The organism is Veillonella parvula (assembly GCF_024461875.1).
In the GTDB taxonomy this organism is placed as follows: Bacteria; Bacillota; Negativicutes; order Veillonellales; family Veillonellaceae; genus Veillonella; species Veillonella parvula_I.
In genome coordinates this window covers 334,693-349,336 of the sequence record NZ_JANGAL010000001.1, presented here as the reverse complement: position 1 = coordinate 349,336, position 14,644 = coordinate 334,693, and the positions used below count along the sequence as shown (strand labels likewise).

General features: G+C 37.9%; 18 protein-coding genes. All 18 read right to left on the bottom strand.

The window, feature by feature from the left end; all coding sequences use genetic code 11:
• Positions 1-137: 137 nt before the first annotated feature.
• Positions 138-1,349 (bottom strand): ABC transporter permease, encoded by a 1,212-nt coding sequence (locus tag NE668_RS01630; protein WP_227037022.1) that lies wholly within the window; start codon positions 1,347-1,349, stop codon positions 138-140.
• A complete protein-coding gene (locus NE668_RS01625) occupies positions 1,342-2,064 on the bottom strand; it encodes an ABC transporter ATP-binding protein (RefSeq protein WP_120054852.1) in 723 nt (240 codons plus the stop codon). The genes NE668_RS01630 and NE668_RS01625 overlap by 8 nt, the downstream gene beginning before the upstream one ends.
• 12 nt (positions 2,065-2,076) lie before the next feature.
• Positions 2,077-3,159, bottom strand: a complete 1,083-nt coding sequence (locus tag NE668_RS01620) for an efflux RND transporter periplasmic adaptor subunit (RefSeq protein WP_004696124.1) — start codon at positions 3,157-3,159, stop codon at positions 2,077-2,079.
• Positions 3,160-3,318: 159 nt separating this feature from the next.
• Complete coding sequence (locus NE668_RS01615; RefSeq protein WP_060918893.1) at positions 3,319-4,233, bottom strand: ATP-dependent 6-phosphofructokinase; 915 nt, start codon at positions 4,231-4,233, stop codon at positions 3,319-3,321.
• Positions 4,205-5,047 carry a shikimate kinase gene (locus NE668_RS01610; protein WP_060918894.1) on the bottom strand — a complete coding sequence of 281 codons (843 nt, stop codon included), beginning with the start codon at positions 5,045-5,047 and terminating at the stop codon, positions 4,205-4,207. Before NE668_RS01610 ends, NE668_RS01615 begins: the two co-directional genes overlap by 29 nt.
• A gap of 119 nt (positions 5,048-5,166) precedes the next feature.
• Positions 5,167-5,574, bottom strand: coding sequence for a hypothetical protein (locus tag NE668_RS01605; RefSeq protein WP_042986426.1), 408 nt, complete (start codon positions 5,572-5,574; stop codon positions 5,167-5,169).
• The gene (locus NE668_RS01600) at positions 5,564-6,160 is read right to left on the bottom strand and encodes a fimbrial assembly protein (RefSeq protein ID WP_215675565.1); all 597 of its coding nucleotides are present in this window, start codon (positions 6,158-6,160) and stop codon (positions 5,564-5,566) included. The genes NE668_RS01605 and NE668_RS01600 overlap by 11 nt, the downstream gene beginning before the upstream one ends.
• Complete coding sequence (locus NE668_RS01595) at positions 6,144-6,998, bottom strand: hypothetical protein (protein WP_227037024.1); 855 nt, start codon at positions 6,996-6,998, stop codon at positions 6,144-6,146. The genes NE668_RS01600 and NE668_RS01595 overlap by 17 nt, the downstream gene beginning before the upstream one ends.
• A 9-nt stretch (positions 6,999-7,007) precedes the next feature.
• A complete protein-coding gene (locus NE668_RS01590) occupies positions 7,008-7,415 on the bottom strand; it encodes a hypothetical protein (RefSeq protein WP_021148255.1) in 408 nt (135 codons plus the stop codon).
• Positions 7,396-8,040: a hypothetical protein gene (locus tag NE668_RS01585; protein ID WP_227037025.1), complete on the bottom strand. Its 645-nt coding sequence runs from the start codon at positions 8,038-8,040 to the stop codon at positions 7,396-7,398. Before NE668_RS01585 ends, NE668_RS01590 begins: the two co-directional genes overlap by 20 nt.
• Positions 8,037-8,393 carry a hypothetical protein gene (locus NE668_RS01580; RefSeq protein WP_004696139.1) on the bottom strand — a complete coding sequence of 119 codons (357 nt, stop codon included), beginning with the start codon at positions 8,391-8,393 and terminating at the stop codon, positions 8,037-8,039. The genes NE668_RS01585 and NE668_RS01580 overlap by 4 nt, the downstream gene beginning before the upstream one ends.
• Before the next feature lie 7 nt (positions 8,394-8,400).
• Positions 8,401-8,862, bottom strand: a complete 462-nt coding sequence (locus NE668_RS01575; RefSeq protein WP_227037027.1) for a hypothetical protein — start codon at positions 8,860-8,862, stop codon at positions 8,401-8,403.
• The gene (locus NE668_RS01570; RefSeq protein ID WP_004696142.1) at positions 8,841-9,383 is read right to left on the bottom strand and encodes a prepilin peptidase; all 543 of its coding nucleotides are present in this window, start codon (positions 9,381-9,383) and stop codon (positions 8,841-8,843) included. Before NE668_RS01570 ends, NE668_RS01575 begins: the two co-directional genes overlap by 22 nt.
• A 53-nt stretch (positions 9,384-9,436) precedes the next feature.
• The gene (locus NE668_RS01565; protein ID WP_004696145.1) at positions 9,437-9,883 is read right to left on the bottom strand and encodes a competence type IV pilus major pilin ComGC; all 447 of its coding nucleotides are present in this window, start codon (positions 9,881-9,883) and stop codon (positions 9,437-9,439) included.
• Between the two features lie 37 nt (positions 9,884-9,920).
• Positions 9,921-11,096 (bottom strand): type II secretion system F family protein, encoded by a 1,176-nt coding sequence (locus tag NE668_RS01560; RefSeq protein ID WP_227037029.1) that lies wholly within the window; start codon positions 11,094-11,096, stop codon positions 9,921-9,923.
• Between the two features lie 8 nt (positions 11,097-11,104).
• A complete protein-coding gene (locus tag NE668_RS01555; RefSeq protein WP_004696149.1) occupies positions 11,105-12,124 on the bottom strand; it encodes a type IV pilus twitching motility protein PilT in 1,020 nt (339 codons plus the stop codon).
• Positions 12,108-13,118 carry a GspE/PulE family protein gene (locus NE668_RS01550; RefSeq protein WP_004696151.1) on the bottom strand — a complete coding sequence of 337 codons (1,011 nt, stop codon included), beginning with the start codon at positions 13,116-13,118 and terminating at the stop codon, positions 12,108-12,110. Before NE668_RS01550 ends, NE668_RS01555 begins: the two co-directional genes overlap by 17 nt.
• 188 nt (positions 13,119-13,306) lie before the next feature.
• On the bottom strand, positions 13,307-14,590 hold the full coding sequence (eno, locus tag NE668_RS01545; protein WP_227037030.1) for a phosphopyruvate hydratase: 1,284 nt from the start codon (positions 14,588-14,590) through the stop codon (positions 13,307-13,309).
• Between the last annotated feature and the right edge of the window lie 54 nt (positions 14,591-14,644).

Below are 14,644 nucleotides of genomic sequence, written 5' to 3'. Positions count from 1 at the left end.
AAATTCACCAGTAATCATAAGAGATTATAAAAATGGTGCGCTACATCATACATATTGTATCATGCAACGCACCATATGCGAATAACTCTATCTAATTATATAGTATGTTCTTAAAAAACACATTTATAAATTCAAAACTATTCATAATGCAATGCATCAATTGGATTGAGTTTAGCCGCTTTACGGGCTGGGTATATACCAAAAATCAAACCAATAGCCATGGAAAAGGCAAAGGACATTATGATTGTTGGAACAGATACAACTGTACTCATTCCCGATACCATTCCGATTACTTTTGAGGCTCCTATACCGAAAGCAATACCAATAAAGCCCCCCATTAAACTGATTACAACGGCTTCTATTAAGAATTGCGTAACAATTACGCTATACGTAGCCCCCAAAGCTTTACGCACACCAATTTCTCGAGTCCGTTCCGTTACAGATACAAGCATGATGTTCATAATACCAATGCCACCTACAACTAGAGAAATCGCAGCAACAGCCCCCAGGAATAACGTAAATGTTCCGGTCGTCTGAGCCACTGTTTCCATAATAGATTTCATATTTTGAATATTGAAATCATCCAAATTTGTATCTTTAATATTATGACGAACACGCAACAAGTTCTCTATATCTGCCTGCAAACGATCGATGCCCTCATCATCCTTAGCCACAACATACACCCTGCGAAGATAGTCAATGCCCTCTACGCGCTCCATTGATGTTGTATATGGAATTAACACCGTATCGTCTTGGTCATTACCCATGGTTCCGTTCCCTTTACTTTTGAGAACACCAATGACACGGAATGGAATATTTTTAACACGGATTTCCTTGCCTACAGGATCTTCATCAGTAAACAAATTTTTTACTACCGTTTGTCCCACAACCGCTACACGTTCTCGGTTCTGAACATTTTTATCGGAGAAAAATCGACCAGATGTCATAGTCCAATTATTTACGTCCTGAAAGTTAGAATTAACCCCCGCAACAGATGTAGTCCAGTTTTTATTTTGATAAATCACCACATAAGAGCCATTTGTCATAGGACTGGCGGCTTTTACACCTTCTAACTTAGCAATAGCTTCATAGTCAGATATTTTCAACGATTTCATGGACCCCTGCGAAGATCTAGCACCTGGCGTCCGCGGCGCCCCTGGCAGAACTACCAACAAGTTAGAGCCTAAGCTAGAAATAGAATTCTCAATATCTTGCTTCACCCCATTACCGATAGATACCAAGGCAATAACAGCTGCTACACCGATAATGATACCTAACATGGTCAAGAGGGAGCGCATTTTATTAGCAATCAAGGAAGCCCATGCCATTAGAAAACTTTCTTTATACATTAGGCACCTCCTTTATAGGAGTCATATTAGAATTGATCGAATCCTCTACGATTATCCCATCTTTCAAGACTACATTACGACTCGCGTACGTAGCAATATCCGGTTCATGTGTAACTAGAAGAATCGTACGGCCTTCATTATGAAGGCCTCGAAAGATGTTCATAACATCGATGGTTGACTTAGAGTCAAGATTCCCTGTCGGTTCATCAGCCATGATAATAGCAGGATTATTTGCCAATGCACGAGCAATCGCCACACGTTGACGTTGCCCACCAGACAACTCGGATGGCAAATGGTCCATACGCTCGCCCAAGCCGACAGACTGTAATAATTGAGTGGCCCGTTCAATGCGCATCTTTTTATTTACACCGGCATAAATCATAGGAAGCGCTACATTTTCTAGGGCTGTCAATTTTGTCAACAAATTAAAGCTTTGAAATACAAAACCGATCTGTTTATTACGCACATACGCAAGCTCATCATCAGATAAGGTAGCAACCTCGTCTCCATTGAGTCGATAAGAACCAGTTGTAGGTCGGTCCAAACATCCAAGAATATTCATAAAGGTTGATTTACCTGAGCCAGATGGTCCCATAATGGATACAAATTCACCCTTATTGACAACTAAATCAATGCCATGTAGAACAGGTACTGATAATTTGCCATTCACATAGGTTTTTGTAATTCCTTGTATGTCAATTACTGTTTGGTTCATAAGCACCTACCCTTAGAATGGTCCAGCTACATTATTTTTTGGTGCATTCACATCACCGCTTACGATAATTTCATCACCTTCAGATAAACCTTTTAAGATTTGAACATTAGTATCCCCAGTTACACCTGTAGAGACAGCGGTTCGTACTGGTTGACCATCTTTTATAACATATACATACTCACCTTGTTTGTCCGTACGTACAGCAGTAAGAGGAACTACCAATGTATTTTTAATATCTTCACCAAAGATTGTGGCACGAGCCGTCATAGTTGGTAAGAAATTACCTGCAATATTTTCAGGAATTTGAACCTTAACAGTATAGTACACAACGCTACTACTTGTTGTGCCCATATTACCTTTTGTACCTTTTGCAATTTCAGAAACGTAACCGGTGAAAGTTTCACCTGGCTTAGAATCTACAGTAAACTCTACCTTAGCACCTTGTTTGATATTGCCAATATCGGTTTCGTCTACAGTAAGATAAATCTCTAAATTTTTTAAATCTGCAATGGTAGCAATGATCATTTGTGTGGAAATACCAGTACTAATAGTTTGACCGGCTTTTAGCGGTGTACCAACAACAGTCCCAGACATTGGAGCTGTAATAGTAGCATCACTTAAATCTGCGGCAGCACGTTCATAAGTAGATTTAGCACGTTCATAAGATGTTACAGAATCATCATATGTTTGTTGTGCAATAGCATCTTGAGCCGCCAAGGATTTATAACGATTCATATCAAGTTCTGCTTTGGCTAACGCTGCACGAGCATCATCAACAGATGCTTGTAATTGACGTGTATCAATATAAGCGATAACTTGACCGGCCGTAACTTGATCATTCTCTTTAACTAAAACTTTTTCAAGTTTACCAGCAACATTTGTAGAAACATCTACATAATTTACAGGGTTAATAGTACCTGTGGCACTGATACTAGTTTTTACATCACCCTTTTCAACCTTGCCAGTAGTATATAACGTTTGTGCTTGATTTGCATTTAGACTATCCATGTAGTAATATGTGCCGCCACCAAGAACACAAAGAACAACAGCACCTGTTACTATACGTTTACGATGCTTTTGTAAGAACTCTTTCATTATGATCTCCTTTTTTTAAGATGAAGATATATTAAAAAGACATTTATTCTATATCAACACATATAGTATTTTTAAATTATACAGCACCAATTGCTTTTATGCAATATAATTTCATTAATGAATAAATTATGATATATAAAAAATGGCCCTTACGGGCCATTAACTACTCAATATTGACAATAATCTATAATCCTTCTCATCGATTGGAAATTCAAGACGTTCTGCCTCTTCATAAGATAGTGCACGGATATGACCATCTATATAACCTACTAATCGGTTAGCGACACCACTCATCAATAAATTAATACAGACTTCACTCATGCGAGCCGCTAAAATAGCATCAAATGCCGATGGACCACCGCCACGTTGTAAGTAGCCTAACACAGTTAGGCTAGGATCAAATTCTGTATGCTCCTTGATAAAAGCTTTCACCTCACCGCTGTTATAGGCACCTTCTGCAACGAGGATAACACTATATTCTTTACCCCGAATTTGTGTTTCCTTTAAATGACGACAAACCGCATGTAAAGGCATGGGATTTTCAGGAACCAAAACTATTTCTGCCCCACAAGCTAGGCCTGCCTTTAATGCAATATGTCCAGCTTTGCGCCCCATAACCTCCACAATAGCTACACGTTCATGGGAGTTTGATGTATCACGAATACGCCCAACCGCATCAACTACCGTATTAAGAGCCGTATCATAGCCTATCGTATATTGTGTACCACCCATGTCATTATCTATCGTACATGGAATGGTCATAGTAGACATACCAAGTTTAGATAAACTTGTAGCACCACGCATGGAGCCATCACCACCGATAACAACCAAATGGTCAATGTCATAAGTTTTCAAAATTTCATAAGCTTTGCGTTGAATTTCTTCATTCTGAAATTCTGGAAAGCGTGCCGTTTTCAGCATCGTACCACCTTGTGTTATGATGCCACCAACGTCTCGATTCGATAAGGGAAATATCTTTTCCTCAATGATACCTAAATAGCCACGTTCAATACCAAATATTTCAAAACCTTCATGTATAGCTTTTCTAGTTAGCGCTCTTATGGCGGCGTTCATTCCAGGTGCGTCTCCGCCGCTTGTTAGTATTGCGATTCTTCTCATATCCATTACCCCCTTGTGGTGTACGTTGTTTGGATATACTATGTGCCTTACCTTTTTTATTCGTTTGATTAGAAGTCTTTTGTTTATACCGTTTATCATAACGAATTTTATTAGACATTGCTCTTTTTGATACTGCTTCAGAAATCTCTTTTTTCCTACTTTGTTGATTATTAAATTGTATATCTTCAGATGCTTCTTTAGCATCTACATCGTTTATATCATTGGGTTGACGTCTTGCTTTAAATTGCACATCTGAGGCATCTAATTCATCCTCAATACGCTGTATAAAATCATAGGTCCGGCCATTTGTTGTATCTAGTACAAAATCGCACTGCTTATACACGGGCTTCCACGATTGTATCATAGCATGTACAAAGGCATTCACATTACTATAGTCCATGGTAGGCCGTTTCCCAACACGGCGATTCACGCGACTGACAATACGGAATTGTGCAGCTCGGATACCAATAATATAGGAATATTTTTTTAATACCTTTAAGGTGCGATGTTCAATAGGAAAATTCCCACCCACAGAAATCACTGCTTCATGGTATAAGCAAACCTTTTTTAGTACATCCATTTCGGCGCGGCGGAATGCTTTTTCTCCTATCTTTTTAAAAATCTCAGCAATGGGCAACCCAAAACGACTTTCTAATACGCGATCGGTATCTACAAATTGCCAACCCTTGCGTTCTGCAAGGTTCCGTCCAAAGTGACTTTTGCCACTTCCCATAGAACCGATGAGCATAATATTCCGTTTTATTATCATCTATTATGTGCCCCTTATCATTACATATCCTTCATTGTACTATAAAATGGTCCAAAAACAAAGACAGACTATAGACATAAAATCTATAATCTGTCTCTATACAGTACACCCGATTTTCATTAAGGTTTTATAATCGATTTAATTGCACAATGCACATAAACTACATTACCTTTACGTTCTATATCTTCTATTTCTATACGGCGTGAAGGATCCTTTTCTTCAACAGTATTTATCCAGTTAATCATACGCTCTGTACTACCTAATACTGTTAATTCTAGTATACCTTCATGCTCATCAGTACTGACAATCATTAATGGTTCTCCTTGCAAGGAATCAAAAATATTTGTATTAGAACTTGTATTAGATGTCTTGTTCCGTGTAAAAGATTCTAATAGTTTTGCTTCATTAGACACTATATAATCTGACTCAGCATTCATTTGTATATTATAATTATCTTGTTGATTTTTTAAGCTATTATTTTTGTCTTCAAAATAAATATGCCCATACATAGAAAGGCTAATGAGCATCCCCCACAACACTAGGCCCGTTAATATTCTCTCGACCTGATATGTTGTGCTCTCTTTTAGATCCGTCCATATGGAATGTATAAACACCTTTATCTGCTTTAACTGTTCCATGACACTCCATCCCTAGTAATTTTTGTTGGAGAATAGCAATAAATTTACGACACATTTCGTCACTCGTACCTATACCATCTATACTGATACGCCCATCCTTAATGCTAAGATGCTGTAGACTAATATGTTCTGACATAGCGGCATCAAGAATATATAGGACCATTGTATTGGGTAATATATCTGTTTGATTCTTAAGGATTTTATTCTTTATTATTTTATTTCTTATTTCCATTAATTCACCATATTGTTGATGTATTTCTTGATACTGAGCATTTGCTTGCAATCGCACAAAGTCTATCTTTCGATTTTCATAGCTACGATAGCTTGACCAACAACTATATATAGTAACAAGCCCTACTATAATGTATATAAGACTTATCCCATAAAGAAGGTATCGATAGGTATGCCATAAACTATGCCATCGTAACGAGCGAGGCATTAAATTAATACATCTGTCCTTACCAGCCCAATCCAATCCATTTAAGCCCCCTTGCCGCCATACCAATAGCCATGTCCCAATCTAATTGCCCTTGCTTGCAACGATTACGGCCACGACCTAAGAATAATAATGGAATATATTCAGTTTCTCCATACATGGAAATTATACCTTCCATATCTGTCCGTTCTTCATTTGTTATAGATTCTAACCCATACATCCGAATTCCCTGTATCTCATCTATACCAAAGTCTTGTAATCTCACTTCTAACTTATCCATAGCTTCAGCTACATCGCTACCAGTAATAGGTACAATACACTCTTGAATGCATATATCATTCCACCAAAGCCATAAATGCATGGCGCCTTCTTCCACAACACCTGTTACAGTACCGCTGCGCCGCATCAAGCAATAACAAATAGGAATAGGCCAAAAATCAATAACATCAAGGGGTGCATAAGTATCTCGTATACCTTGCTTCAAAAGCTCTAGTGAATGCCGATCTACAGCCACCATAAACATATGATAATTGTGTCGTGGATATTCCCGGCGACAAGCATCCATTTGGAAACTATCCCCCTCAAAACTAAAGTAGTCCTCTATATTCCACTTTATAAACTCCTTCATATCAAAATCATGAGGATCATAAGGTGCTACATGCATTTGTGTATCAATATTAGCAACAATACTATAAGCCCCTTCATCTAAATCATACGTTTCTATAAATTTTGTAACGTCTTCATCAATAGGTCCTGTACGCTTCATTTCTAACGCATCAGTAATGACCATTGTTTTATTTTCTATATGAGCGGTAACACATACAATATGTTCGTCAGTTATACATACTCCAGAATGTATTCTCTTTTTTCGTTTCATAGAATCACCTCAATAAGGTTTTACCTTTATAACATGCATATGTTTTTCTTTATCTACGGTCACATACATATGTACACGACTCACGATTTCACTATTTTTCAATTTTCCATAACTCATAATATGTCGCGGATTATCTGTTGATTGGTCTGCTTCAATAGTAATCTCTACATTTTCATCATCTATCACAACTAATTTATTTTGAAAGTCCCATACATTTCCTAATTTACAATAGCCCACAAACCAATGAACACCTTTCTGTGCCGCGTAATGAGCCTCTTCCAAATGCAATTCGTCTACCACATTACTTTCACATATTTGTCCTATACGCAGCCCCATAAAAGCTAATAATAATAAAAAGGACATTGTAAGTATCGCTATATATGTAATAAAGCCCGCGTTATGGGCTCCTACGTTCATAATCTGTCTCCTCTTTACTTGTATACCAATCATAAATAGCACTCTGTCCAACAGAGACCTCATATATGGATAATCCTCCATAACCACTTGTGTATTTTCTATCATTAACAAAACGATTATTAATATACCAACGTAAATACACGGTCCCATTAGTATCTACACTAAAAGGGTATTCTTGGGTATAGCCCACATTTCTTTTATCTGTAGTTCCTACAATTCGACTACCACTGACAGGTTGCAAGCTACCATCCGTTAATTTTCTGTATAATGCATGACGTTGTACAGTTAAGGTTGTGCGCTTTGTATCGTGAATATATAAACTTGTATTACGATCTTCTACAGTAACCTTCACAGGATTCCATATCATATGAGCCACAACCATACGCCGTGTATATCGACCATCCTCCATCATAGCTACACTATCAAGTAATTTAGCATCCCACATAACTGCATAGAATACGATACCTAACAATAAGGTAAGGACTATGATAGAAATCATCATACTAATAAGTGTAGAATACAAAATAAAACCCATATCATTTCTATTTTTATTTCTATCTGTTATGGGATTCTGCTTGTATTCTTTATTCTTTCCAATTACCTTTTCTATATCCTCGCCGTTCAATGTATCCCCTCCAAATCAACTGATAGAGAGTAGACAACAGATTGATTATCGATGGCATCTACTGTTAATCGTTGTAAAGATACACCTTCTATCACTACAGGCTTTATATGTGTTTTATAAGTAATTTTTTCACTAGGACTCATAGTGAATTGAGAGTTATATACACCTGCTTCTATTGTTCCAGTTTTATAGTAAGAAGCTTTAGCCTTTTCTAAATACGTTATGGTATCTTGCAATATATGATCCCAATAATACGCCTTATATACCGTAAGAGTAGCCATCCAAAATATAGATAATACAATAGGTAAAATGAGCATGATTATAGCAGCTGATATTAAGGCATCACCATACATAAATCCTTCAGTGCACTTCTTCCCACCTAATACGCCCCGTTTGTACAGATATCCATATGCGATTTTTCTCACCACTTTCACGATCTTTCAAAATAATTTCTGTCCCATCATAAGGTAAGCCTAAAGCTGAAAAAGAAATAATAGTCATAGACCGCGTGCTCTCAATATTTGACGGCAATGATATGTTTACCGTATGATGATTGGCATCTTCCTCTAAGGTGTAACTGTCCTTATTTAATATAAAAAGCATTCTCCCTTTACCATTAGATTTATGCCCTAGCATAGACCAAAGTTGAACTTTCTTTAGCATATACACCACCTCTTGCGTAGTACCATTTAAGGTATAACGACTAGGTGTTATTACAATAGGTAAAGCAATAGAGATGAGCAGTAAAATTAAACCAAGCGTAATAATCCATTCCGCCAGCAAATATCCACTTTGACGATTTATAAGTTGTACCTTAACCATTGGTAAAGCACCTCCATATAGGAACCCCCATGTAAGGCACACCATCCACCAAAGCATAAAAAGGGACCAAATGGGATATATCGATTACGATAACCTGTTAGTAAGAGATAGAGAGAACCAACACAAAATGCTACGTAAAAGAAACATATAATTTCCCATGGCGAGAGCCACATTGCAATAGCAGAAAACCATTTAATATCTCCTATGCCAAAACCTTTATGGCTGATCAAACGAAGTCCATATGTAATAGCCCCTACACTCATAACACTTAACACGGTTACTAACATAGATTTATCATTTATATAGCTATACATAATCCCTCCTATTACAAGAGCTAGCGCTCCTTCATCGGGCAATATATAGTAATGCATATCGATGGTAGCACCTGCTATGATGATGAGTGAAAACACAGCATACAAAGCAATGTGAGTATAAGATATTGCTTTTGATGAAACTATAATAGGCAGAACTATAGATGCTATATATACAAAAAGGCCTATTACATAATTGGTCCCTTTCATACCTTGTCCTTTCATATAACTAACGTATGTAATTCATAACCTATACAAGTTAATTAAGGCTCATTAGGTGCTTTAACAACAACAGATTTTGAGGTCCCACCACTGACTGCTTCATAAGTAATAGTGTATTCTTTCCCTTTTGCAGTCTTAACATGTTCAGTAAGATAACCTTCCTTATATAAATTTTCTACTGTTGGAGGTGTATCGACATTTTTATCAATCATATACAACTGAGTGGCATTTTTTATAATTTGAATATCTGCTGTTTCCTTAGCGTTTCGAGCTTTATCCGCAGCAGATAAGAATTGTGGCATCGCAATAGCTGCTAGTATAGCGATAACCGCCACTACAACCATTAATTCAACGAGAGTAAATCCGCCTTTTCTCGATTTCTTAAACCCTTCTCGAACACGAGAAATATGTAATCGATCTACGATCCATTGACCGCACATTTCTAATCGATGATTCGCTTCATGAATCATATGCATAACAGAATTCATAATATCCTCCTTTTTAATAGTTAAGTAATAACATTGTCTATTGCCCTCCTAAGTTGGCAATGGACGTAAATAAGGGATACATAACAGATACAACTAATACGGCTACACCAATTCCCATTACGGTTAGTAGAATCGGTTCCAACAATCGTTCTAAACGAGCAATATATTTTGAAAGTATAGATTCATAGTAGTATCCACAGTGGTTTAACATTTTTACTAATTCGCCACTCTCTTCTCCAATGGAGATCATTTGCCATATAAAAGAATTTCCTATTTGACCACTACGCAAACTTTCTTCAAATGAGTGTCCTGATAATAACTTTGCTTCCACCTGTTCACTACATTCAGCACCATATATATTCCCCCACAAAGGGCGAGTAATATTCATGGTGTGAATAATAGAGATACCAGAATCTAGTAAGAGAGCCCAAACTTTTAACATGCTCGTATAGTACACACAAGTACTCCATTGGTATCGGTGAGCCAATAGCCAAAGCCAACGATGTACTTTACACTTTATACTATGTTGTTTATAAGCAAATGCTAAGGAACCTATTACAACACAATGTATAGCTATTACCATTAGAGGATGCGATTTTAACCCTTGTCCTAATACAAAAAGAGCTCGCGTCATCAAAGGTAATGTAATATGCATAGTGGTAAATACATTTTCAAATGAAGGAATAATAAACAAAATGGTGACTAGAAAAAATATATTCATCATTAAAAGAAGAAATAAAGGGTAAGAAATAGCACTTATAACCTTTTGTTTCAGCTGCCTTTCCCAATCATAGTGACGGGATATATATTGTAAACTTTCACCCAAGGTGCCCGCTGCTTCACCACTTTCTAGTAAAGCCAAAGCAATAGGAGAACATCCTTCACTTCGTAAAGCTTGTGATAAAGTCTGACCACGCTCTATAGATTCATATAAAGCTGTATAGAGTAGTCCTCGTTTCCCCTGACAGAGTAACTGTAAGGCACGCCGTAATGGAACACCAGATTCAATGAGTAGACCTAATTGATAAGTCACATCTACCACCATAGTATGATTCCATTTATGTTTCTTTTTTTTATCCTGCAACGATATCCTATAAATTTTATAGCCATCTCGTTTTAACCGTATTGCAATTTCCTGTTCTGAATCCCCCCACATCAAACCTTTTTCTGTTTCATTTTGATTATTTTTTACGACATATTCATAAGCCTCCATATATTCACCTACGATAATTGTTGATCAAGCAAGGTATGCAATTGTTGTTGGGCTCCATATTGTGCCTTTACATCTCGCACAGCCATTTCTAATGTTTTCATCGGAAGTTGCGTTTCTTGAATAGATATGATTTGTGGTTCCTTACGGGTCCGTATCAAATTTGCTACTGCATGGGTATTTAGCAAAATATCACGAATAGTAATGAACTTTTTATTCCATCGAAGTAAACGCTGACATATAACGGCCCGTAACACTTGAGATATTTGATTGCGTATCTCTTCTTGTTGCTCCCCAGGAAATAGAGAAATCATGCGGTGAACCGCCATCACTGCACGCTGTGTATGCATAGTCGCCATTACAAGGTGACCAGTCTCTGCCGCATGAAGTGCCGCTTCAAGGGTTTCACGATCTCGAAGTTCGCCTACCATAATGACATCCGGATCCTCTCGTAAGGCATCTCGAATACCATCTGACATAGTATTGATATCAGCACCTAATTGTCGTTGATGGATCAAAGACTTATTAGGTGCAAACTCAAATTCTATGGGGTCCTCTAAGGTAATAATGTGACGCTCCATAGTCTGATTAATATAATCAATACAACAAGCTAAGGTAAAACTTTTACCACTGCCTGTAGGTCCACAAACAAGCAATAGACCATCATGTGCTTCACATAATTTTTGTAGCAGTTGCCCCTCACTATTGTCATCTAACTTTAGTTGTTGATGACAGAGTAATCGCAATGTACCACATATAGTCTGATTAGCTCGATATAGATGAATACGGATCCGCACACCACAACAGGAACAAGCCTCATCAAGAGACTGCCACTCATAGGAGGCTATACCACAACGGCGCAAGATATCCTCGATTAATTCTGTAGTACACATAAACGAAGTAGCCTTTAATCCATCACCATATCGCAAATAGATAGGCTGCCCACATTGTAGATGAATATCTGTTGATGATAATTGTATTGCCTTTTCTACAATAGTTTCTAAACTTTCACTTTTACAGCATAAGTCCACAACGATGCACCTCCTCTATAGATGTAACATGCTGAGATACGGCCTCACGAGCAGACTCTTCTAATGACAATAATAAATGTGTTTCTAATTGGTCCCAATGAGCCAAATTAGCAGGTATTTCTAAGTATTCAAATAAAGCAGTCCGTCCTTGATATACTGTACCATCGAATTTTCGTACTAGCCGTTGTGCAATAGCTCCCATTAATGTAGCCCGTATTAAATACGGCTCTACGCCCATATCCATGAGTCGTGTTACAACGCCTATAGCTGTATTGGTATGTATAGTAGATAATACGCGATGCCCCGTTAAAGCAGACTTAACGGCTAGCTCTGCGGTCTCCTTATCCCTAATTTCACCAATCATAATCGTATCTGGATCTTGCCGTAATACAGACCGAAGACCTTTAGCAAAGGTAAAGCCAATCTTTTCATTGATACCAATTTGGATAGCCCCTTTTATTTCAGCCTCTACAGGATCTTCGAGACAGATTAACTTTGTTTCCTCTAAATTAAGCATGCGTAACATGGCGTATAAGGTGGCTGTCTTACCACTGCCAGTCGGCCCACAGATAAGCAACAAGCCATAAGGACGTTTCAATAATTGTGCAATATGCTCAAAAATATCTGTTCGCATCCCTAGCGCTTTTAAATCTTTATGGCTCCCTTCATTACCCATAAGGCGACATACTAAGGTTTCTCCGTATAGGCTAGGCAATGTAGACACACGCATTGTTACAGACTTATCTTTATGACTCCAAGCCCAACGACCATCTTGGGGTAAACGCTTCTCGCTGATATCTAGAGAACTACACACCTTGATGCGATTGATAATGAGTTCAGCTTCCTCAAATGATACAGTCATGTAATGTTGCAGCAGTCCATCTTGTCGTAACCGAACATGAGCACCAGTTTTAACGGGATCAAAGTGGATATCGCTTACATGGTGTTCTAAAGCATACAAGATAATATCGTCTAATGTTACGTCTACATACATGGTCACCTCCAATACCTTGCGGTATGTTTTTACCTCACACTAGCGTATGGCGTTATAGGTTTCGACATCAGCCTCTAAATCCCTCTTTTATTTTTAAAAATCCACGAAGCGAAAACTTTTCTATTTTTGGACATACAAAAAAGGCGCCCCGAAGGGCGCCCTTATTAAACTGTTAGATAATACGTATCTTATTTTAAGTTATAAAAAACATCATTACCTTTATATTGTGCTGTTTCATATAACATTTCTTCAATGCGAAGCAATTGGTTATATTTCGCTACACGTTCAGAACGAGCCGGTGCACCAGTCTTAATTTGACCAGCATTTACAGCTACAGCAATATCAGCAATGAATGTATCTTCAGTTTCACCAGAGCGGTGAGAGACTACGCAAGTATAACCAGCACGTTTAGCAAGTTCCATAGCATCGAAAGCTTCAGTGAGGGTACCAATTTGATTAACTTTTACTAGAATGGAGTTACCTACACCAAGTTCAATACCACGAGCCAAACGTTTTGTGTTAGTTACAAATAAATCGTCACCAACAAGTTGTACGCGATCGCCAAGACGATCTGTCAACAATTTCCAACCGTCCCAATCTTCTTCAGCAAGACCATCTTCGATGGATACGATTGGGTATTTACCTACTAAGTACTCATAGAAGTCAACCATTTCAGCTGCTGTTTTAACTTTACCTTCACCAGCAAGATTGTATACACCATCTTTGTAGAATTCAGAAGATGCGGAATCAAGAGCCAATTTAAAGTCTTTACCAGGTTCATACCCAGCAGTTTTGATTGCTTCACAAATTACCTCTAATGCTTCTTCATTAGATGCCAAGTTTGGAGCAAAACCACCTTCATCACCTACTGCAGTGCTAAGACCTTTGCTATGAAGTACGGATTTCAAAGTGTGATATACTTCTGCACAGCTGCGAAGAGCTTCTGCAAAAGATTCAGCACCTACAGGCATGATCATGAATTCTTGAATATCTACGTTGTTATCTGCATGTGCGCCACCATTCAAGATATTCATCATAGGAACTGGCAACTCTTTAGCATTGAAGCCACCAAGATATACAAATAATGGTAAGTCCAAAGATTCAGCCGCCGCACGAGCTACTGCCATGGATACGCCAAGAATTGCATTTGCACCAAGGTTAGATTTATTGTCTGTACCGTCAAGTTGCAACATCAAGTTATCGATTGCTACTTGTTCTGTAGCATCATAACCGATAAGTGCAGGACCGATTTTAGCATTTACATTATCGATAGCTTTTAAAACACCTTTACCGGAGTAACGGGATTTATCTCCATCCCGTAATTCTACGGCTTCAAACATACCTGTGGAAGCACCAGATGGAACTGCTGCTGTCGCAATAGTACCATCTTCTAAACATACTTCAACTTCAACTGTTGGATTACCGCGGGAATCTAAAATCTCTCTTGCAATGACTTGTTCAATTACTGCCATTTCTTCACCTCATAAAATCTAATGGAATAACTGCCATCTGACAGCCATTATATA